The sequence below is a fragment of the Halorussus salinus genome (assembly GCF_004765815.2).
GTDB classification, from domain to species: Archaea; Halobacteriota; Halobacteria; order Halobacteriales; family Haladaptataceae; genus Halorussus; species Halorussus salinus.
The window spans coordinates 260,132-279,771 of record NZ_SBIS02000011.1; the positions used below are offsets into that span (position 1 = coordinate 260,132).

Annotated in this window: 19 protein-coding genes and 1 tRNA gene; 8 read left to right on the top strand and 12 right to left on the bottom strand. The window is 64.3% G+C overall.

Features of this window, described 5'->3' with window-relative positions:
- Nucleotides 1-131 precede the first annotated feature (131 nt).
- Complete coding sequence (gene citZ / locus EPL00_RS20680; RefSeq protein ID WP_135854750.1) at nucleotides 132-1,271, top strand: citrate synthase; 1,140 nt, start codon at nucleotides 132-134, stop codon at nucleotides 1,269-1,271.
- 487 nt (nucleotides 1,272-1,758) lie between these two features.
- Here citZ and EPL00_RS20685 read toward each other — a convergent pair whose 3' ends face one another.
- Together EPL00_RS20685 and EPL00_RS20690 are read right to left on the bottom strand one after the other, a co-directional pair.
- Complete coding sequence (locus EPL00_RS20685) at nucleotides 1,759-2,340, bottom strand: hypothetical protein (RefSeq protein WP_162224290.1); 582 nt, start codon at nucleotides 2,338-2,340, stop codon at nucleotides 1,759-1,761.
- A gap of 89 nt (nucleotides 2,341-2,429) precedes the next feature.
- Nucleotides 2,430-3,812 carry an MATE family efflux transporter gene (locus EPL00_RS20690; RefSeq protein WP_135854983.1) on the bottom strand — a complete coding sequence of 461 codons (1,383 nt, stop codon included), beginning with the start codon at nucleotides 3,810-3,812 and terminating at the stop codon, nucleotides 2,430-2,432.
- Between the two features lie 145 nt (nucleotides 3,813-3,957).
- Between EPL00_RS20690 and EPL00_RS20695 the strand changes: the two genes are divergently transcribed.
- The 5 genes from EPL00_RS20695 to EPL00_RS20715 all read left to right on the top strand — a co-directional run bounded on the left by EPL00_RS20695 (nucleotide 3,958) and on the right by EPL00_RS20715 (nucleotide 6,810).
- The gene (locus EPL00_RS20695) at nucleotides 3,958-4,386 is read left to right on the top strand and encodes a gamma-glutamylcyclotransferase family protein (protein ID WP_135854749.1); all 429 of its coding nucleotides are present in this window, start codon (nucleotides 3,958-3,960) and stop codon (nucleotides 4,384-4,386) included.
- 297 nt (nucleotides 4,387-4,683) lie between these two features.
- Nucleotides 4,684-5,895: a threonine ammonia-lyase gene (gene ilvA / locus EPL00_RS20700; RefSeq protein WP_135854748.1), complete on the top strand. Its 1,212-nt coding sequence runs from the start codon at nucleotides 4,684-4,686 to the stop codon at nucleotides 5,893-5,895.
- Nucleotides 5,896-5,973: 78 nt separating this feature from the next.
- Nucleotides 5,974-6,354 carry a Rid family detoxifying hydrolase gene (locus EPL00_RS20705; RefSeq protein WP_135854747.1) on the top strand — a complete coding sequence of 127 codons (381 nt, stop codon included), beginning with the start codon at nucleotides 5,974-5,976 and terminating at the stop codon, nucleotides 6,352-6,354.
- Between the two features lies 1 nt (nucleotide 6,355).
- Nucleotides 6,356-6,568 carry a hypothetical protein gene (locus EPL00_RS20710; protein WP_238398266.1) on the top strand — a complete coding sequence of 71 codons (213 nt, stop codon included), beginning with the start codon at nucleotides 6,356-6,358 and terminating at the stop codon, nucleotides 6,566-6,568.
- A gap of 160 nt (nucleotides 6,569-6,728) precedes the next feature.
- Nucleotides 6,729-6,810: transfer RNA gene (locus tag EPL00_RS20715), tRNA-Ser, on the top strand.
- Nucleotides 6,811-7,151: 341 nt separating this feature from the next.
- Here the strand turns inward: EPL00_RS20715 and EPL00_RS20720 are convergent.
- From EPL00_RS20720 to EPL00_RS20740, 5 genes are all read right to left on the bottom strand, one after another.
- Entirely contained in the window at nucleotides 7,152-8,174 is a 1,023-nt protein-coding gene (locus EPL00_RS20720; protein ID WP_135854746.1) for a phosphate signaling complex PhoU family protein, read from the bottom strand.
- 2 nt (nucleotides 8,175-8,176) lie between these two features.
- On the bottom strand, nucleotides 8,177-9,142 hold the full coding sequence (gene pstB / locus EPL00_RS20725) for a phosphate ABC transporter ATP-binding protein PstB (RefSeq protein WP_135854745.1): 966 nt from the start codon (nucleotides 9,140-9,142) through the stop codon (nucleotides 8,177-8,179).
- The gene (gene pstA / locus EPL00_RS20730) at nucleotides 9,139-10,791 is read right to left on the bottom strand and encodes a phosphate ABC transporter permease PstA (RefSeq protein ID WP_135854744.1); all 1,653 of its coding nucleotides are present in this window, start codon (nucleotides 10,789-10,791) and stop codon (nucleotides 9,139-9,141) included. Before pstA ends, pstB begins: the two co-directional genes overlap by 4 nt.
- Nucleotides 10,791-11,921: a phosphate ABC transporter permease subunit PstC gene (pstC, locus tag EPL00_RS20735; RefSeq protein WP_135854743.1), complete on the bottom strand. Its 1,131-nt coding sequence runs from the start codon at nucleotides 11,919-11,921 to the stop codon at nucleotides 10,791-10,793. Before pstC ends, pstA begins: the two co-directional genes overlap by 1 nt.
- 64 nt (nucleotides 11,922-11,985) lie before the next feature.
- Nucleotides 11,986-13,188 carry a PstS family phosphate ABC transporter substrate-binding protein gene (locus tag EPL00_RS20740; RefSeq protein ID WP_135854742.1) on the bottom strand — a complete coding sequence of 401 codons (1,203 nt, stop codon included), beginning with the start codon at nucleotides 13,186-13,188 and terminating at the stop codon, nucleotides 11,986-11,988.
- 469 nt (nucleotides 13,189-13,657) lie between these two features.
- Here EPL00_RS20740 and thsB point away from each other — a divergent pair, with 469 nt between their 5' ends.
- A complete protein-coding gene (gene thsB, locus EPL00_RS20745) occupies nucleotides 13,658-15,310 on the top strand; it encodes a thermosome subunit beta (protein WP_135854741.1) in 1,653 nt (550 codons plus the stop codon).
- Between the two features lie 565 nt (nucleotides 15,311-15,875).
- Nucleotides 15,876-16,871: an ornithine cyclodeaminase family protein gene (locus EPL00_RS20750; protein ID WP_135854740.1), complete on the top strand. Its 996-nt coding sequence runs from the start codon at nucleotides 15,876-15,878 to the stop codon at nucleotides 16,869-16,871.
- A 35-nt stretch (nucleotides 16,872-16,906) separates the two neighbouring features.
- Here the strand turns inward: EPL00_RS20750 and EPL00_RS20755 are convergent, their stop codons facing one another.
- The 5 genes from EPL00_RS20755 to EPL00_RS20775 all read right to left on the bottom strand — a co-directional run bounded on the left by EPL00_RS20755 (nucleotide 16,907) and on the right by EPL00_RS20775 (nucleotide 19,631).
- Entirely contained in the window at nucleotides 16,907-17,179 is a 273-nt protein-coding gene (locus EPL00_RS20755; protein WP_238398267.1) for a DUF7535 family protein, read from the bottom strand.
- A gap of 59 nt (nucleotides 17,180-17,238) precedes the next feature.
- The gene (locus EPL00_RS20760) at nucleotides 17,239-17,844 is read right to left on the bottom strand and encodes an OsmC family protein (protein ID WP_135854739.1); all 606 of its coding nucleotides are present in this window, start codon (nucleotides 17,842-17,844) and stop codon (nucleotides 17,239-17,241) included.
- Between the two features lie 188 nt (nucleotides 17,845-18,032).
- Entirely contained in the window at nucleotides 18,033-18,587 is a 555-nt protein-coding gene (locus EPL00_RS20765; protein WP_135854738.1) for a hypothetical protein, read from the bottom strand.
- A gap of 70 nt (nucleotides 18,588-18,657) precedes the next feature.
- Entirely contained in the window at nucleotides 18,658-19,110 is a 453-nt protein-coding gene (locus EPL00_RS20770) for a peroxiredoxin (RefSeq protein ID WP_135854737.1), read from the bottom strand.
- Nucleotides 19,111-19,190: 80 nt separating this feature from the next.
- Complete coding sequence (locus EPL00_RS20775; protein ID WP_135854736.1) at nucleotides 19,191-19,631, bottom strand: Hsp20/alpha crystallin family protein; 441 nt, start codon at nucleotides 19,629-19,631, stop codon at nucleotides 19,191-19,193.
- Nucleotides 19,632-19,640 lie beyond the last annotated feature (9 nt).

A 19,640-nucleotide genomic window follows, 5' to 3' on the forward strand; every position in this document is an offset into this window, starting at 1 on the left:
AAAAACGTTCGTCGGGAACCCGAGTCACCGGGGACGCTGGGCGTCGAGACGGCCTCGAAGGGTTGGATGGGGAGCGTCCGGAACGGAAACGAAAGATAATCCTTTTCCGGTCATGCCGAGAAGTTCAACGCATGTCAGAAGAGGTCAAGAAAGGGCTGGAGGGCGTCGTCGTCGCAGAATCGGAACTCAGCTTCATCGATGGCGACGAAGGTCGTCTCATCTACCGCGGCTACGAGATCGAGGACCTCGCGCAGAAAGCGAGTTACGAGGAGGTCCTCTACCTGCTCTGGCACGGCGAACTCCCCACACGGGACGAACTCGACGAGTTCTCCGCGGCGATGGCCGCCGAGCGCGAACTCGACGCGGACGTACTCGACACGGTGCGAAAGCTCGCCGAAGCCGACGAGGAGCCGATGGCCGCGGTCCGGACCGCGGTGTCGATGCTCTCGGCCTACGACGCCGACGACTCGGACGCCGACCCGACCGACCGCGAGGCCAACCTCCGGAAGGGCCAGCGCATCACCGCCAAGCTTCCGACCGTCGTCGCGGCGTTCAAGCGCATCCGAAACGGCAACGACCCCGTGGAACCCCGCGAGGACCTCGGGCACGCCGAGAACTTCCTCTACATGCTCAACGCCGAGGAACCCGACGAGGTGCTGGCCGAGACGTTCGACATGGCGCTGGTTCTCCACGCCGACCACGGCCTGAACGCCTCGACCTTCTCGTCGATGGTGACCTCCTCGACGCTCTCGGACCTCCACAGCGCGGTCACGAGCGCGGTCGGCACCCTCGCCGGACCGCTCCACGGCGGCGCGAACGCCAACGTGATGAAGATGCTGAAGGAACTGGACGAGAGCGGCAAGGACGCCAAGACGTGGGTGGACGACGCCTTGGACCGCGGCGAGCGCATCATGGGCTTCGGCCACCGCGTCTACAACGTCAAGGACCCCCGCGCGAAAATTCTCGGCGAGAAGAGCGAGGAGTTGGGCGAGGCCGCGGGCGACACCAAGTGGTACGAGATGTCGGTCGCTATCGAGGAGTACATGGGCAACGAGAAGGGTCTCGCGCCGAACGTGGACTTCTACTCGGCCTCGACGTACTACCAGATGGGCATCCCCATCGACCTCTACACTCCCATCTTCGCCATGTCGCGGGTCGGCGGCTGGATCGGTCACGTCTTGGAGCAGTACGAGGACAACCGCCTGATTCGCCCCCGTGCGAAGTACACCGGGTCGAAACAGGAAGATTGGGTTCCCATTGACGAGCGGTAGAATTCGAGCAATCGCACTGCGAGCGAGCGCAGTGAGCGAGCAGGTCGAGGGAGGACCACCGGGACGACCGACGGCTTTTGATCAACCTTTTGCCAGCGACGGAGCGAGCGAAGCGAGTGACGAGCGCAGCAAAAGGTTGCGGACGACCGCCTGATTCGCCCCCGTGCGAAGTACACCGGGTCGAAACAGGAAGATTGGGTTCCCATCGACGAGCGGTAGAATTCGAGCAATCGCACTGCGAGCGAGCGCAGTGAGCGAGCAGGTCGAGGGAGGACCACCGGGACGACCGACGACTTTTGCTCCACCTTTTACCAGCGACTGAGCGAGTAACGATTACAACAAAGGATTGAGAAAGTCCGTCTGATTTGACCGCGTGAAATATACTCCGAGAAGTTAGTCGGAATCGTCTTCTCTGGGTTTACTGTTCTCTACAAAGTGAATCTCGTATCCTTCTTCGGAGTCTTCTTCGTCGTCGTCGCTCATGGTATTAATCTAGTCGTCCACCATACAAGAATCTTCCGTAGAGTACAGGAACAACGACTAACGAAATAAGGAGATAATCACCACAATTGGGGAAGTTCTCTAACAACGATCGCGGTACCAGAGCTGAAAAGAGGAGAATCGCCGCTGACGAAGACCACAACGCGTTCCGGAAGTATTTCACCTCTTGTTCGTACGATGACTCCGAGTAATCGAGCATCTTTCGAAAAGCCAGCATGAGATTTCGATAGTGTTCGGTTCGTCCCCCGTTCTGCTCCACGACTTGTTCGATTTGTTCCGTCGCTCCCGTTCCGATTCCATTCGTGAACCACCGTGGACGATACACTTGTAGACAGTACCCGAACGAGAGGAGGAGTGCTACCGTCCCAGCGAGGATTATCGGAATACCGTTGATTTTGTCAGAGATACTCGTTCCCGAAACTACGATACTGATAGCGAGAATATCGATCTTTGCGAGATCAATCGCTCGTTGGTTGAGTTCGTGGTGTTCCGTGAGTTGGTTCTCTACCGTATTCTGAAGCTCCTCGTATCCGGAGCGATAGATTTCGGCTTTCTCGTTATTATCCATATTATCGCGTTATTTGACTACGATTAAAATATGCACGATACGAAATGGTTCGATTGGTGCAACAGGAGTATCGGAACTGGAACGAGAGGTCACGCTTCGCCGACGCTCCCCCGCTCCTCCATCATCGCGGCCGCTTTCGCGGCCCACCCGCCCCACCGGAACCCGGCCGCGACCACGAGGAGTGCCCACACGAAGTACAGGAAGATGCCCGCGTAGACGCCTTCGACGCCCCAGCCGAGGCGGACGCCGACGAGCCACGAGAAGCCGACCATGAAGCCGAACATGCCCGTGGTCCGGGCGACGAACGGGGTCCGGGTGTCGCTCCCGCCCTGCAAGGCCCCCGAGAGGACGACGTAGAGGACGAGGAACGGCGAGACCAGTCCGTAGACGCGGGCGAAGTCCGCGGCGTAGTCGATGGTCGCGGGGTCGTCGGTGAACAGGCGGACGAACGACTCCGCGCCGACGAACAGCAGGAGACCGATTGCGCCGACCGTCACGAGACCGAGCGCGGCGCTCGCCCACCCCTCGAATCTGGCGCGGGCGGGGTCGCCCTCGCCGAGGGCCTGCCCGACGACGACGCTCGACGCGACGTTGTAGCCCCGCGAGAGCGGACTCGTGACCTGCTGGTGCATCCGGCGACCGATCTGGTAGGCGGCGTTGACCTCGGTGCCGAACGACAGCAGGATGGCGTTGAAGGGGAACTCCGCGACGGTCGCCGCCAACCCCTCCGCGATTTTCGGCGCGCTGACCGAGAGCAGTTGCTTGGCGATGGTGGCATCGGTCGGCCGAGCGAACGAGGCGGCGGCCCACGGGCCGTAGATGGCCGCCAGTAGCGCAACCGCGGTGAACAGATTGCCGAAGGCCGTGGCGATGCCGACGCCGACGATTTCGAGGCGCGGGACCGGACCCAAGCCGAGGCCGAGCGCGACGGTACCGACGATGTTGAGGAGATTCGAGACGACGTTGACGTACATCGGCGTGCGGGTGTCGCCGGTCCCCTGCAACGAGCGCGCGGCGATGAGCGCGACGTGGCGGGCGGGCGCGGTGGCGAAGATGACCGCGAGGTAGGTGCCGCCCATCTCGGCGACGTTCGGCGGTGCCCCGAGCGCCGCGATGGCGCGCTCGCCAGCGAGGAGGCCGAACAGGATGAAGGGGATTCCGGCGAGAATCCCGACGACGAGGGCCTGCGTGATGGCCTCGTCGCGGTTCGCGGCGGCGGCATCTCCCCCGGCGTCGTCGGTGTTATCTTCCCCGGCGTCGTCGGTGGTCGTCTCGTCGCCGGGCGCTCGCGACGCGCCGGTGTCCTGACTCGACAGCGCGATGGCACCGCTCCCGAGGCCGAGTCCGATGCGGAGGGGAAGTCTGGCGAACAGGTCGGCAAGACCGATGGCCGCGACCGCGGCGGGCGAGAACAGCCCCGTCACCACCACGTCGGTCGTCCGCATCAGGGTCCGAAGCGTCTGCTCGGCCATGATGGGCCACGACAGCGAGAGGACCCGCCGCCACACGGCGAGGAGACGCGAACGGACGGACTCGACCATGCGTGGTTCGGGCCTGCGCCGGGAGCGAAATGAGTGTACCGGAACGAGCAAGCCGCTCGCGGCCTCACCAAGTCGCATGCAAGTCTTCGTCTACGGGACGCTGACCGACCCCGAGCAGGTCGCACGGGTCTGCTCGACGTTCGAGTTCCGCGGCGCGGCCACTCTCGACGGACTCCGCCGCGTCGAAGGCGAGTATCCGACGCTCGCACCCGGTGGGGCCGCGACCGGGAGGCTCCTCGAAACGCCCGAAATCGAGGAGCTAGACGCCTACGAGGGCGTCGAGCGCGGGTTGTACGTTCGGGTATCGGTGCCACTCGCCGACGGGAGCGGAGGGAGCGCGGACCGCGAGCGCGACGAGCGTGACGAACGCGTCGAACTCTACGTCGGCGACCCGGCGGCGCTCGGTGCCGACGCGGAGTGGCCCGGAAGCGGGTCGTTCGCCGAGCGCGTGCGTCGATTCTGTCGGGAGAACGAGGTCGCGGTTCGCCGGTCGGGGCGAGGCTAACGGCCGTCAGCTTTACGTCTGACACAGACGTGTGCCGTCCGTCAGACACGGCGGTTACCCCGACGCCGTCTTGCACTTTCACTTTCAGTCCGTCCACCGGGGCTTTAAGTTCCTGCCGTCCCACTCATCGAGTGCGCGTCACACGCTTCGCGCCCACTTTCCCCCTTTCCCCCTGTTCCACTTCGGTAGTCGCGACGCTCGACAGCGATGAGATACGCCGAGTCGCTGGGCCGACACCGAACCGACGAGCGGACACGGGTGAAAAAGCGTAAAGAGACGCCGCGAGTACCATCGGCTATGATAGACCTCTCGGACGTTCTCGACGCGCGAGTCCGTGTCGAGGAGACCGCCCGGCGGACGCCGCTGGACTACAGTCACACCTTCTCGGACATGACCGGTGCGGAGGTACACCTGAAACTGGAGACGTTCCAGCGCACCGGGTCGTTCAAGATTCGCGGTGCGACCAATCGCATCGAGACGCTCTCGGACGACGAGAAATCCGCGGGCGTCGTCACCGCGAGCGCGGGCAACCACGCTCAAGGCGTCGCGCTGGCGGCGACCAAGAGCGGCGTGGACTCGAAGATAGTGATGCCCGAGAACGCGCCCATCTCGAAGATACAGGCGACCCGCGACTACGGCGCGACGGTCGTCTTGTGGGGCGACGACTACAACGAGGCCCAAGCGAAGGCCCACGAAATCGAGGAGGACGAAGGCCGGACCTACGTCCACGCCTTCGACGACGAGAAGGTGATGGCGGGACAGGGGACCATCGGTCTCGAAATCATGGAGGACCTGCCGGACCTCGACACCGTGGTCGTGCCCATCGGCGGCGGCGGTCTCATCGCCGGAATCTCGACCGCGGTCAAAGAGCAGAACCCGGACGCGCGGGTAATCGGCGTGCAGGCCGAGGGCGCGTCGAGCGCGGCCCAGTCGCTCCAGAAGGGCGAGATTCACACCCTCGACTCGGTGGACACCATCGCGGACGGCATCGCCACGCGGAACGTCGGCGAGAAGCCCTTCGAGGTCATCGAGGAGCGGGTGGACGAGGTGGTCACCGTCTCGGACTCGGAAATCGCGGTCGCGGTGACGATGTTGCTCGAACGCGCCAAGACGCTCGTGGAGGGCGCTGGCGCGGTTGCGCTGGCGGCGCTCCTCTCGGGCGCGTTCGACTACGAGGAGGACGAACTCATCGTCCCGGCGCTCTGCGGCGGCAACATCGACATGAACACGCTCACGACGGTCATCATGCGCGGACTGGTCGAGACCGGCCGGTACGTCAAGATTCGAACCGTCCTCAAGGACCGCCCCGGCGCGTTAGACGACCTGCTGGACGTGATTTCGGGACAGCGCGCGAACATCTACGGCATCCAGCACGACCGGACCTCGCGGGACATCGCGATGAACGCCGCGGAGGTCGAGTTGGACCTCGAAACCCGCGGGACCGACCACGTGGAGGAACTGCTCGCCGCGCTCCGCGAGGAGGGCTTCGACGTGGAAGTCATCGCCTGAGTTCCGCCTCCGGACCTCCGCGGAGTTCTCGGGTCGGTCACGCCTACGTTTAAGTGCTGTAGCGAGAATGGGATGAGTATGAAGCGCATCATCAGCACGCAGGACGCGCCCGAGGCGGTCGGCGCGTACAGTCAGGCGACGACCAACGGCGACATGCTGTTCACCGCGGGCCAGATTCCGATGACGCCCGACGGCGACCTGCTGGACGACGAGGAGATAGCGGTCCAGACGCGCCAGAGCCTCGAAAACGTCAAGGCCATCCTCGAAGAGGAGGGCCTGACGATGCAGGACGTGCTGAAAGTCACCGTCTTCCTCGACGACATCGAGGACTTCGACGAGATGAACGACGCCTACAAGGAGTACTTCCAAGACAACCCGCCAGCGCGGAGCGCCGTCGAGGCGGGCAACCTCCCGAAGGGCGTCGGCGTCGAAATCGAGGCCATCGCGTCCAGCGAGTAGCGTGGCGCTGGAGATAGGTCCGGTTCGCCCGCGCGTGAAGGCCAGTCTCCTCTGGGGCGTCGTCGGCCTGCTGGCGTTTCTGGTCGCCGTGCAGGGGTACGAACTCCTCACGGGGTATCGCTACTCGCTGGCGGTCAAGGCGGGCATCGCGCTGGCCGTCGGATTGGGCGCGACGGCGCTATCGTATCTGGCCGAGGGGCGACTGTTCGAGTGAGCAATCAGTAGCGGTTTTAGAGCAATATTTCTACATGTTTCGGACCGGTAGAGGAGCCTTCGGCGACGGCGAGGCTCCTCGGGTCGAGCGAACTCCTCGGCGTCCACCAATCGACGCAAAGGGAAGGCTTTAAACGCAGGACGGAACTATCATCGTACGGGCCGGGATGGCCGAATGGCAAAGCGCACGCCTGGAAAGCGTGTCCCCTTACGGGGTTCTGGGTTCAAATCCCAGTCCCGGCGTTTTCGAGCGAGTTACCGACGCACAGTCTCGTCTGTGCGTCGCTACGACGAGCGAGAAAACCTAACAAACTGGATTTGAACTCCTGCCAGTCACGGCCCGGAAGCGCAACGTAGTGAGCATCCCGGAATGTCTGGCTCCGGGTTCAAATCCCAGTCCCGGCGTATTCTCCTGCGAACTACACGGCGAGCGCCTCGTGCGCTCGCAACAGAAACGTTACCAGTGTTGCTATACAACGACTACACGGTACCAACCGATGCGGGTGGTGTAATTCGTTCACCCGTTTCCGATAGAAAACGTAGAGACATCTCTCACCGCACAACGGCGATAGAAGAACGGGACGCTACTCCGCCCGAAGGCCCATCTTGAGCGCGCGTTCGGCGATACTGCCTCCGTGGTCGGCCGTCCGGTCGAGGGCGTCCAACAGGAGCGCGACGTAGTAGGAATCCATCTCGTCGGCCTCGACCGCGGGCGGGTCCAGCAGGTCGAGGTCGCTCCGTAGCTCCTCGCACTGGTCGAGGGCTTCGTAGGCCGTTTCGGGCGACCGGCCGTTGATGGTCGCCTCGACCGCGCGCTCGACCACGCGCCGCGAACGTCGGGCGTAGTCGGCCAGTTCCGACTCCAGCGAGTCGGCGGGCGGCGCGTCGAGTTCGCTGGCGACGGTGGCGATGCGCTCGGCGCACGAGGAGATACCGTCGAGTTCGCGCGCGATGGCGTAGTAGTCGAGCGCGGTCCGGCGGTCCAAATCCGGACGATTCGGCCCGCGCGGGAGACTGACCCGGCGCTCGACGCACCGACTCACCAGCGCGAACTGGCGGTCCACGTCCTCGGGTTGGCGCAGGACCTCCTCGGCGCGGTCCGAGTCGGCGTCGAGGAGCGCGCTGGTGGCGCTCCGGTGCATCGAGAGCGCGACGTACCGGAGGTTCAGCACGGTCTGGCCGATGGAGAGTCGCTGGGAGCGACGCATGCTCCGGAAGGTGACGGCGTCGGTCGATTCGTCGGCGACTTCCAGCCCCACGAGGTCGTTGCCCGCGGTGGTTATCGTCCGGCGCTCGGCGGAGGAGAACCGGTCGTCGGTCCGGAGCGTGAAGCGGTCCTCGCCAGCGACGTAGAGGGCGTAGACCACCCACGGGAACTTCTCGCTCGACAGGTCGCCGACCGAGACTTCCGGGACGGCGTCGCTCGCGCCGCGCTCGCAGGTCCGGAGGATGAGCGTGCCGTCCTCGTGGGGGTAGAGGTACACCTCGTTTCCGGCTTCGAGGCCGTGGTCGGTCGCCCAACCCTTCGGGAGCGAGACGGTGAACGACGACCCGCCGACCGACTGGACCTTGCGGGATATCTCGGTGTCGCTTGTCGAACTGCTCATCGTTATCCGAACTTCCCGGTGATGTAGTCCTCGACGCGCTGGCTGTTGGGATTCTCGAATATCTGGTCGGTGTCGCCGTACTCGACCAACTCCCCGCCGGTGAGGAAGACCGCGGTCTGGTCGGAGATTCGGGCGGCCTGTTGCATGTTGTGGGTGACGATGACGACCGTGTACTGTTCGGAGAGGTCGTCGATGAGGTCCTCGATTTTGGCGGTGGCGATGGGGTCGAGCGCCGAGGCCGGTTCGTCCATCAGGATAACCTCGGGGTCCACCGCGAGACACCGACCGATGCACAGTCGCTGTTGTTGGCCGCCCGACAGGCCGAGCGCGTTGTCGTCCAGCCGGTCGCTGACCTCCTCCCAGAGCGCGGCCTGCTTCAGGGCGCGCTCCACGAGTTGGTCTTCTTTCTCCTCGTCGGCGCGTCCCAGCAGTTTGTCCAGCAGGCCGTCGTTGATGTCGCCGTGCTTGCGCGGGCCGTAGGAGATGTTGTCCCGGATGGACTTCGGGAAGGGGTTCGGAGCCTGAAAGACCATCCCGACGCGCTTGCGCAGTTCCACGAGGTTCACGCCGTCCTGATAGATTTCGTCGCCGTCGAGTTCGACCGAGCCGTCCACGGTCGCGGCGTTGATGCGGTCGTTCATCCGGTTGAGACACCGGAGGAACGTGGACTTCCCGCAACCGGAGGGACCGACGAGTGCGGTGACGCTCTTCTCGGGCACGTCCATCGAGACGCCCTTGAGCGCGTGGTCGTCGCCGTAGTACACGTCCAAGTCGTCGACGGAGAGCTTCGGCGCGCCGTCGAACTCGTAGTCGGTCCACTCGTCTTGGACGGGTTCTTCGGACTCGCCCGTCGTGGTCGCCGACGAGACGCCGGGCGACTCGGTTCCGGCGGACTCCTCGGCGGTTTCGGGGGTCGGGTCGGTGCGACTGTCTGTCGGTGACGTGGAATCGAGGGTACTCTCTGTCATTGGTGGAGTTTCTTCCGGAAGTAGTGTCTCGTCGCGATGCCGATGGCGTAGAACGTCAAGACGATAGCGAGGAGGACCAGCGTGAGTCCCCACGCGAAGTTCTCGGGATTGCCGAGCGGGCCGCCGACTCCGGCCGTGACGAGCGCGTACACCTGATAAGGGAGCGCGCTGGTCGCTTGCAGGAGTTCGGGGTTCGTCACGAACGGCGGTGCCGAGGTGAACTCGAAGCCGCCGAGTACGTCCACGGTCTGGCTCCCCGGCAGGAACGTCCCGCCAGCCATCGTGAGTAAGATGGGCGCGGTCTCGCCAGCGATGCGACCGACGCCCAAGATGATGCCGGTGACGACGCCGGGCATCGCGGCCGGGAGGACGACGCTCCGGACGGTCTCCCACTTCGAGACGCCGAGCGCCGCGCTCGCGTCGCGGTACTCGTCGGGGACCGAGAGCATGGCCTCGCGGCCGGTGATGACCACCAGCGGGAGGAGCATGAACCCGAGCGTGAGCATGCCCGAGAGCAGCGACTTCTGGTCGCCGAACCGCGGGATGAGGAACGCGTAGCCGAACAGCCCGTAGACGATGCTCGGCGTACTCCACAGCCCGTTGGTCGCTATCTCGACGAGTTCGGTGAACCGACCTTCGTCGGCGTACTCGCTCAGGAAGATGGCCGCGCCGACGCCGAGCGGAACCGCGAACAGCACCGCGCCGACGACGAGCCAGACCGTCCCCGCGATGGCCGGGAGGACGCCGTCGACCTCGGCCAGCAGGGAGACGCCGTTCATCAGGAACGGCCACGAGACCGGCCAGACGATGGTGTAACTGAAGCCGAAGAGCGCGATGGTCGTCTCCGGTCCGGTACCGGCCCCGAGAGTGAATCCTTGGAAGAGACCGGGGAAGCCCTTGGCGACGACGAACGCGACGAGACCGAACAGGACCGCGATGATAGCGAGCGCGTTGAGGTAGATGAGGACGTGCGCGCCGACGTGGCGGCCGCGCGCCCCGAACCCGCCGTAGGCTTTCGCGGCCGACCAACCGAGGAGCAGCGCACAGAACATGACGACGGTCGGGACGACGAACCGGGGGAAGAAAGTCGCGCGGAGTCCGCCGGGTGCCCACGACCAGTCCGGGCCGATGGTTCCCGTGACGAAGACGAGACCGGCGAACAGCGCGAGCGCCCCCGCTGGCACCGTCGAGCCGATGTCCTCGCGGGGCACGACCGTCGCGGCGAACGCGAGTCCGGCCGCGACGAGTCCGGCGAGGAGCCAGCCGACGAGGCCGAGACCGAACGTCTGGGAGCCGACGAGTCCGCCGACGACGAACCAGATGGCCGAGAACGCCGTCGCCGCGACGAGACCGGCGTCGGCCTGCGGTTCGGTCGGGAGGTAGTCGAGGCGCGAGGCGACGCCGAAGCCGACGATAATCGCGCCCAGAAGCCCGAGGAGCGCGCCGAGCGCGGTCACCATCGGGACGCCAGCGACCGAATCGGTCATGGCGAACAGTTCGAAGTGGGCGGCGAGCGCCAGCGCGAACAGCAGGGCCGAGAGGCCAACCGTCGCGGCCGCTATCAGCTCCGGGACCGAGGTGCCCTCGCGGACGAGCGTGTCGCGGTCGTCGGCGACGCTCTCCCCGTCGTCGCCGGTGAGACCGCTCATCACGGGTCACCCCCGAGTTTCTCCTCCATGCGTCGCTCGATGAGCTGAGACCCCACGCTGAGGAACAGGACCGTCACGAACAGGACGACCCCGGCCGCGAACAGCGCGTTGAACTGGAGTCCGTGGGAACTCCCGTAGCGCGCCGCGATGAGCGACGTGAGCGTCTCGAACCCGTAGAAGACGTTGAACAGCGGGTCGGGGAGCGCAGGGCTGTTGCGGAGCATCACCGTCGCGGCCATCGTCTCGCCGATGGCGCGACCGACGCCCAGCAGGACCGCCGCCGAGACGCCCGAGAACGCCGCTGGCAGGGTGATGGTGGACATCGTCTGCCAGTCGGTCGTGCCGAGCGCGAGCGACCCGTTCTTCATCGACTCGGGGACGCTGTTCAGGGCGTCCTCCGCGACCGACACCACCGTCGGGAGCGACATCAGGCCGACGACGATGCCGACGAAGAGGTACGTGCCCTGTCCCACGAGGTCGAACTGCTCGCTCGCCCACGGACTGAGGATGGTGAAGCCGATGAAGCCGTAGACGATGGAGGGGATACCAGCCAGAATTTCGACCGCGGGCTTGACGAACTCCCGAACCACGGGCGGCGCGATTTCGCTGATGAACAGCGCGGCCGCGACGCCGAGCGGCCCGGCGACGATCGTAGCGATGATGGTCACGAGGACAGTGCCGTGAATCATCGGCACGAGCGAGAACCGCTCGGCGGTTACTGGGTCCCACTGCGTCTCGGTGAACAGCCTGAGACCGGGGATTTCGATGCCGTACAGGGTTACGCTCGCGTACTCGAACGCGGGCCACGCTTCGAGGAAGATGAACACCGTGATGAGTCCCAAAATCAGGAGAGTCGAGACCGTCATCACCAGTGCCAGTGCGTGTACAGTCACCGCTTGGTGTCGGAACCAGCCGTACGCCACAGTCGCCAGAAAGCCGACGAGCGCGACGATGGTCAGCGGCGACATCACGAGGAAGCCGACGAACGTCCCCAGAAGCGCCAGCAAGCCCACTGCACCAGCCACGAGCGCAGTGTTCTCTGCGTCTTCGACCTGCTCGCGGGCGTCGGCCAGCTTGCGCTGGACGGTTCCGCGTCGGTCGGTCGAGTCAGCGTCAGTCACAGATGCCATTTGTTGTACTAGTAGTTGCGTATTCGAAAACGGAACGACGAAGGCCACACCGGGGGTCGCTACCTTACGCTTGGTCGGGCAGCTTGGCCTTCTCCTTCTCGATGTCCTTGTCCGGGAGCGGGATGTAGTTGTTCGCCTCGACGAACACCTTCTGACCGAACTCGGTCAGGAACATGTTGAGGAACGCGGCCTCGCGCAGGTCGGTCCCGTCCGGGGTGTCGTCGGTCTTCGTCGTGTACATGTGCAGGTCCCGGTTGAGAGGGTACGAGCTGTCGAAGATGGTGTTCTCCGCGCTCTTGTCGGGCTTGTAGGTCGTGCCGTCGAAGTCGATGGCGATGGGTCGGACCTGCTCGCCCGTGAACGCCAGCGCCATGTACGCGATGGCACCCTCGTTCTGCTGGACGACCGTCTTGACCTGCTGGTTCTGACCCTTACGGGTGTCGACGCCCTCCATCGAGGCCTCGGCGTCGCCGAGCATGTTGAGGCGGAAGGAAGTGTCCGTCCCCGAACCCTCGGCACGGCCGACGCAGTAGATTTCCTTGTCCGGACCGCCGACTTCGCTCCAGTTGGTGATCTCGTTCTGGTAGATCTTCTTGATCTGCTCGCCGGTGAGTTGCTGGACGCCAGCGTCCCAGATGTCCTTGCTCACGACGACGGGCTGGCCGTCGCGGCCGACGACGTGGTCGACGTAGTTCTCGTCGCGCTTCTCCTCGCTGATGCCGAGTTCGGCCGTGATGGGACCCGAGGAGTTCCCGATGTCCACGAGGCCGTCGCGGACGGACTTACAGCCGGTGCCGGAGTGGCTCAGGGCGACGCTGGTCGCGTACGGCGGCGTCGCCTGCTGGCCCGTCGGCTCGAAGCCGTAGAGGCTCGCGAAGTAGTCGGCGAGGCGCTCGTCGGTCTCGATCTGGTCCCAGCCGGGGACGGAGGCATCGCCGTTCGACCCCCAGTACTCGCCGTCGCTGGCGGGCGCGTTGGAGTTCCAGTACGAACTCCCCTTGTTCGAGATGGGGTAGACCGTCGAGGAGCCCTCGGCGGTGAGCATCGAGGTGTCCATCCCCGAGGACTGTTCTTGGGTCGTCGCCTCCTCGTCCATGGACTCCTCGGTGGCCTCGGAGTTGCCGGAGTCGCCGCTCGACTCGGTGGTGGCGTTGTCGTTCGAGCTACCGGAACAACCGGCGAGTGCGGTCGTGACACCGGCACCAGACGCGAGCAGGAACATGCGGCGCGATACGTCGTCCGACTGCCGTCCTTTATCAGACGTCATCAGGTAATGAGAACCCGAGCTACAGTAAGTACCCTTATAATTTCTCGATATATACGATTGAGGCGCTAATATCCGTCATTTACGGCGGAATGAGAAACACCCGCATAGATACTCTACATAGCCGAGGAGCGACCGTCGGCACGCGCCGGTAAAATGAACGACGAACCGATAAAGTATAAAATTACTTGCCGTATGTTCGATTTATCCGTGATTTGATATTCTCACGCGAACGTCCGCGAGCGGGAGTCCGACTTCTCGGAACCGCTACGAATTCGATGTAGTATATAAATCCCCGTGTCCCGGTCGCTACGCTCGGCGGTCGTTCCGTGAGAACAATTCTCAGATTATTCCACGGCATCGGAGTTCTAATCGGTGATCTGGTCGGGTCGAGTACGTCGTTTCACTACGTTACCGTATGGCAAGGAAGAAAAGGTTTATATAGAATCGCAATTATATCATCGAGTGTACTATGAGTCAGCGAGGACAGCGAATGCAAGGCCAGCCGATGATCGTAATGTCCGAGGAGTCCCAGCGCGTCAAGGACAAAGACGCCCAAGAGCACAACATCAGCGCCGCCCGCGCGGTCGCTGACGCGGTTCGCTCGACGCTCGGACCCAAGGGGATGGACAAGATGCTCGTCGACTCGATGGGCGACGTGACCATCACGAACGACGGCGTGACCATCCTCAAGGAGATGGACATCGACAACCCGACGGCCGAGATGATCATCGAGGTCGCCGAAACCCAAGAGGACGAAGCGGGCGACGGCACTACGACCGCCGTCGCGGTGACCGGCGAACTTCTGAAGAACGCCGAGGAGCTTCTCGAACAGGACATCCACCCGACGGCCATCATCAAGGGCTTCCACCTCGCCAGCGAGAAGGCCCGCGAGGAGATCAACAACGTCGCCGAGGACGTGGAACCCGACGACGAAGACCTCCTGCGCAAGGTCGCCGAGACCTCCATGACCGGCAAGGGCGCGGAACTCAACAAGGAGGTCCTCTCGGAGATCATCGTCGAGGCGGTCCAGCAAGTCACCGTCGACGGCACGGTCGACCTCGAATACGTCAAGACCGAGACCCAGACCGGTCGCTCGTCGGGCGAGTCGGAACTCCTCAAGGGCGCGGTCATCAGCAAGGACCCGGTCCACGACAACATGCCCAAGAGCGCCGAGGACGCCGACATCCTCCTGCTCAACGAGGCCGTCGAAATCGAGGAGACCGACGTTGACACCAGCGTCAACATCGAGGACCCCGACCAGCTCCAGAGCTTCCTCGACCAAGAGGAAGAACAGCTCAAGGCGAAGGTCGACAAAATCGTCGAGACCGGTGCCGACGTGGTCTTCTGTCAGAAAGGCATCGACGACATGGCCCAGCACTACCTCGCCAAAGAGGGCATCCTCGCGGTCCGCCGCGTCAAGAAGAGCGACGTTGGCTTCCTCAAGGAAGTCCTCGGCGCGAGCGTCGTCTCGGACCTCGACAGCGCCAGTAGCGACGACCTCGGCAAGGGCGACGTGACCCGCGACGAGGGCGACGAACTGTTCTACGTCGAAGGCGAGGACAGTCACGGCGTCACCCTCCTGCTGCGCGGTTCGACCGACCACGTGGTCGACGAACTCGAACGCGGCGTCACCGACGCTCTCGACGTGGTCGCGCAGACCGTCTCGGACGGCCGCGTCGTCTCCGGCGGCGGTGCCATCGAGGTCGAAATCGCTGGTCGCCTCCGCGACTACGCCGACTCCGTCTCCGGCCGCGAACAGCTCGCGGTCGAAGCGTTCGCTGACTCGCTCGAACTCGTCCCGCGCGTCCTCGCGGAGAACGCGGGTCTCGACTCCATCGACACGCTCGTGGACCTGCGCTCGGCCCACGAGTCCGGCGACGAGCGCGCTGGCCTGAACGTCCACAGCGGCGAGGTCGAGGACACCTTCGACGCGGGCGTCGTCGAGCCTGCCCACGCCAAGGAGCAGGCCGTCTCCAGTGCCACCGAGGCCGCGAACCTCGTGCTCAAAATCGACGACATCATCTCCGCCGGTGACCTCTCGACCGACAAGGGCGACGACGAGGGCGGACCCGGCGGCGCTGGCGGCATGGGCGGCATGGGCGGCATGGGCGGCGCGATGTAAGCTCGGCCCGACCGACTCTCGCTTTCGCAGTGGCTACCGTTCGTCCGAACCAACGACGACTTTTTTGACCGAGACGCGACCGGCGCTAGCAGTCGTTCGAGTGGAGACTCGAACTGCACCGTCTGTGGCGACGATGGATTAACGTGGGGCCTCCTCGCTGTAAACGACGGGGCGTCCTGCGCATGGGGGCATCAGTTGATAGTTTCGCGGGTGACATTCGCCCCGCGCTAAAGAACGAGGGTTCCGCAAGGTGAATTGTGATTACTGGAGAAGTTTCGACATACAGTCAAAAAATGAAGCGGGTAGTTGTAGACCTGTTCAGGGACAGTAGTACGGCGGGAAGGCGTCGCACGGACAGTAGCCAGCCGTACAGAGTGCTTCAACAATCATTCCATTCACCTCCAAAATCAATTTAGTGTAGTTGAGTTTAAAATGTTTCTTTTTATCTAACTAATATAATTAATTGTTGATAATTTGACACTCGCAGAACGCTACCTGCGGCGAAGGTTGCACGATTCGTCGGGTTTAGGTAATTTATAGTAGCCGCGGGGTCCATCGGCAAGTCATGGACACGCTGTTGCTGAATCAGGAAGCCGTAGACGAGAACACCCAGATGCCGGACGTAATTCGAGCGGTCGAGGACGCGTTCGCGGCGTACGCCCGAGGAGACGCCCAGATGCCCGCCAAGTCCTACATCGACCTGCCCCAGTACAACGGGGACTTCCGGTCGATGCCCGCCTACCTCGAAGCCGACGACTGGGACGCCGCCGGAATCAAGTGGGTCAACGTCCACCCCGACAACCCCGAGAACTTCGACCTGCCGACCGTGATGGGCACGATGGTCTACTCGAACCCCGAGACCGCCTTCCCGCTGGCCATCATGGACGGGACCGAACTGACGATGAAGCGGACCGGCGCGGCCGCCGCGGTCGCCACCGACTACCTCGCGGTCGAGGACGCGACGACGATGGGCGTCGTCGGCGCTGGCGTTCAGTCCTACACCCAACTCGAAGCCATCTCGGAGGTCCGCCCCATCGAGGAGGTCGTCGTCAGCGACTTGGACGACGAGCGCGTCGCCGACTTCATCGCGTACTTCGAGGACGACTTCGAGGTTCGCGCGGGGTCCATCGAGGAGGCCGCCCAGTGTGACGTACTCTCGACGGTCACGCCGGTCGAGGACCCCATCGTCACGCGCGAGGACATCGGCGAACACACCCACGTCAACGCGATGGGTGCCGACGCCGAGGGCAAGCACGAACTCGCCGACGAGATTCTGCTGGACGCCAAACTGGTCATCGACGACCACGCCCAGACGACTCACTCCGGCGAGATCAACGTCCCGTACCACGAGGGCGTCCTGACCGACGACGACATCTACGGCGAGGTCGGCGACATCGTGGTCGGCGACTTGGCGGGCCGGACCGGCGAGGACGGCATCACGGTCTTCGACAGCACCGGACTCGCCATCCAAGACGTGGCCGCGGCCCACGTCGTCTACGAACACGCCGACGAGAACGACAACGGCTACCCCTTCGACCTCATCGGCACCGGCACGCAGTAACGGGAGTTGCGACGACGCCCACAACCGCTCGTCGGTCAGCGAACCCTGTCGGTCGGCGCTTTTCGAGCGAAGTACCCCGTAATCTTCGAGACGACCCAGACGATGACGATGAACGGCAGGAGCGGAATCAGGACGACGACCAATCCCAGAGCGTAGGCGATTCCGATGGTCGTCATCTCGGCGTCCGGTCGCCCTCGGTAGGACGGCGTAACCGTCCGCACGATTTCTTTTACCGGCTCCGGCACGGCTTCCGTAATCGGTTCCGGCACCACGCTCTCGTCGCCCCCTTCGGACTCCCCTGAACTCATGACGAGAGCTATCGACGGCCGGAGAAAAAAGCGTTTGTGGCGATGCCACTGCGAACCGGTCACATCGACGGCGCGTCTTTTAGTCGCACTTCGGGCGATAGTTCGTGGGAGCGCGTCATCAGATTGAACACCGGCGAGCGCGCCACGCCCGCCCGGAGCGTCTCACGGTCCTCGTCGGAGAGGTCGGTCCCGGCGACTTCGATTTCGACGGCGAAGTCGTCGTACACGTCGCCAGCCTCGTCGGCGTCCCGGATGCCGAAGAACGCCCGCGGGTCGAGGGTGACGCTCACGTCGGTTTCGAGCGCGTCGAGTTCGATCTCGTTCTCCAGCGCGACCACGTCGAGGGTGGCGTTGATGCACCCCGTGAGCGCCGCCAGCGCGACCTCCACGGGTTCCGGACGGTCGTCGGGGTCCACGAACCCCGCGTCCCGCTCGACTTCCTTGAACGCGCCGAACTGGAAGGTGTACTGGCGCGTCGGACGGCGTATCTCCTCGTCGCCGTAGCGGTAGCCGTCTATCTTCGCCAGCGTGTGCATCGGTCGGCCCTCGTCGATGCCCGTCGCGCCGAGGCCGAGCATCACGTCGTCGGGGTTCTCGGTCCCGCGTTCGATGAACGCGGCGTACTGTTCGAGGTCGATACCGTGCTTGATGGTCTCTGCGGCCATGCGAGGAGCTACGCCGAACTAGTCTATAATTATTTTTCGTTATGTTCTAGGAGGTCCGCGGGTAACACTCTCGCGCCCGCGCTGCGAACGATGACAGGACTGCGGGCAACCGCTCACTGGCGGTGCGTCTCCGAACGACAGGTCCGCGACCTGTCCGAGAAAATCCTGTCCGAAACTCTCGTTCGCCTTCACTCCCAAAACTCCGGCCGCTCGGAGCGGTGCGGTCCGAGGAAGAACCGCAAACCGAGTCCGTACACCAGTCCGTACGAGAGCGCGAGCGTCAGCGCGTAGGCCACGCCGAAGCCAGCGAGCGGCAGACCCAACTCGATTCCCGCGAAGTCCAGCGCGGGCGGGACGCCGAACGGGAGGAGAAACCCGAGAACGAGCAACGTCACGACGACCTCGATTCGCCGGTCGTGCGCGGCGGGCGCAGGGTCGCGCGACCGAACCCAGAGGTACCCCGCGAGGAACGCGATGACGGCGAAGGCGGCGAACGCCCGCGAGAGGTCGAACGAGACCGGAGTTCGGGTCGCGCGGAGATACCAGCCGGTCGCCAGAACGCCGAGGAGAAAGAGGTACGCGCCGGTTATCGCCCACTGGAACCCGCCGACCAACTTGGCGGCGAGGGTCGGCCGGTGGCCCGTCACTGGTCGAACTTCGGGGTCGCTCGGGCCGGGGGACGCCGAGGAGTCCGGTGACTTCGAGGGTTCCGACGACTCCGAGGAGTCCGACGACTCGTCCATACCGACCGGTCGGCGGCCGGGAGAAAAACGGTGTCGGCGAAGAGCGTCCCGAACACCCGAGTCGGCGACGCTACTCCAAGGTCACGAGGTCCGCGTCGAGCATGTCGTTCAGCACCTCGCGGGCGTGGCCGTCGGGGTCCACGCCCTCGTAGACCGCCTTCACTTCGCCGTCGGCGAGGACGAAGGTCGTGCGCGGGGCCGCGCCGCGGGAGGTGTCCACGTCGAAGGCGTCGGCGAGTTCGCCCTCCGGGTCGGCCAGCAGGTCGAATCGGAGTTCGTACTTCTCGGCGAACTCCTCGTGACTCGCCACGTCGTCGGTCGAGACGCCGACCACCGAGACGCCCGCGTCGCGGTAGCCCTCCAACTCGGCGTCGAACTGCTCGGCCTCGGTGGTACACCCCGGCGTGTCGTCGCGGGGGTAGAAGTACAGCACGGTCGGTTCCGAGAAGTCGAGTTCGATGGTCTCGCCGCGCTGGTTCGTGGCTTCGACAGTCGGCGCGTCCGCGCCCGTTTCGAGCGTCATGGGCCACGATTACGCGCGGGACGGCAAGGCGTTTGTGCTTGGCGAGCGCGCTCGCGTCGCGTTCGGGAGCGACCGCGCTCTCACTCGATGTCGATGCTGTGCGAATCCTCGCCGCCAGCGGCCAGTTTCCCGACCGTCACCGTCAGCACGCCGTTTCGGTACTCGGCGGCGACGTTCCCGTCGTCTACCTCCTCGGGGAAGGTCACGGTACGGTTGACCGACTGGTGGCGGCGCTCCTTCCGGATGTATCGGCCCTCCTCGTCGCCTTCTTCTTCGGTCTCCTGTTCGGTCTCGGCGCGAATCTGGAGGTGGTCGCCCCGGAGCGTCACGTCGATGTCCTCCTTCCGGAAACCGGGGAGGTCGGCGGTGACGACGAACTCGTCGCCCCGGTCGGCCACGTCGACGGACGCGCCGCCGCCGAGTTGACCAGCTATCTCGCCGCCCATCGACTCCTCGAACTGGCGGCTCATGCGCTCTATCATCTGTTCCAAGTCTTCGAACGGATTCTTTCGTCCTGCCATAGGTCCCCA

Coding starts and splice junctions, on each gene's coding strand:
- EPL00_RS20705 (WP_135854747.1), top strand. CDS start 5,974: ATGAAGCGCATCATCAGCACGCAGGACGCGCCCGAGGCGGTCGGCGCG.
- EPL00_RS20720 (WP_135854746.1), bottom strand. CDS start 8,174: ATGAGCAGTTCGACAAGCGACACCGAGATATCCCGCAAGGTCCAGTCG.
- EPL00_RS20695 (WP_135854749.1), top strand. CDS start 3,958: ATGCAAGTCTTCGTCTACGGGACGCTGACCGACCCCGAGCAGGTCGCA.
- pstA (WP_135854744.1), bottom strand. CDS start 10,791: ATGAGCGGTCTCACCGGCGACGACGGGGAGAGCGTCGCCGACGACCGC.
- EPL00_RS20690 (WP_135854983.1), bottom strand. CDS start 3,812: ATGGCCGAGCAGACGCTTCGGACCCTGATGCGGACGACCGACGTGGTG.
- EPL00_RS20740 (WP_135854742.1), bottom strand. CDS start 13,188: ATGACGTCTGATAAAGGACGGCAGTCGGACGACGTATCGCGCCGCATG.
- EPL00_RS20760 (WP_135854739.1), bottom strand. CDS start 17,844: ATGGCCGCAGAGACCATCAAGCACGGTATCGACCTCGAACAGTACGCC.
- EPL00_RS20750 (WP_135854740.1), top strand. CDS start 15,876: ATGGACACGCTGTTGCTGAATCAGGAAGCCGTAGACGAGAACACCCAG.
- pstC (WP_135854743.1), bottom strand. CDS start 11,921: ATGGCATCTGTGACTGACGCTGACTCGACCGACCGACGCGGAACCGTC.
- thsB (WP_135854741.1), top strand. CDS start 13,658: ATGAGTCAGCGAGGACAGCGAATGCAAGGCCAGCCGATGATCGTAATG.
- EPL00_RS20755 (WP_238398267.1), bottom strand. CDS start 17,179: ATGAGTTCAGGGGAGTCCGAAGGGGGCGACGAGAGCGTGGTGCCGGAA.
- EPL00_RS20685 (WP_162224290.1), bottom strand. CDS start 2,340: ATGGATAATAACGAGAAAGCCGAAATCTATCGCTCCGGATACGAGGAG.
- EPL00_RS20775 (WP_135854736.1), bottom strand. CDS start 19,631: ATGGCAGGACGAAAGAATCCGTTCGAAGACTTGGAACAGATGATAGAG.
- pstB (WP_135854745.1), bottom strand. CDS start 9,142: ATGACAGAGAGTACCCTCGATTCCACGTCACCGACAGACAGTCGCACC.
- EPL00_RS20770 (WP_135854737.1), bottom strand. CDS start 19,110: ATGACGCTCGAAACGGGCGCGGACGCGCCGACTGTCGAAGCCACGAAC.
- citZ (WP_135854750.1), top strand. CDS start 132: ATGTCAGAAGAGGTCAAGAAAGGGCTGGAGGGCGTCGTCGTCGCAGAA.
- ilvA (WP_135854748.1), top strand. CDS start 4,684: ATGATAGACCTCTCGGACGTTCTCGACGCGCGAGTCCGTGTCGAGGAG.
- EPL00_RS20765 (WP_135854738.1), bottom strand. CDS start 18,587: ATGGACGAGTCGTCGGACTCCTCGGAGTCGTCGGAACCCTCGAAGTCA.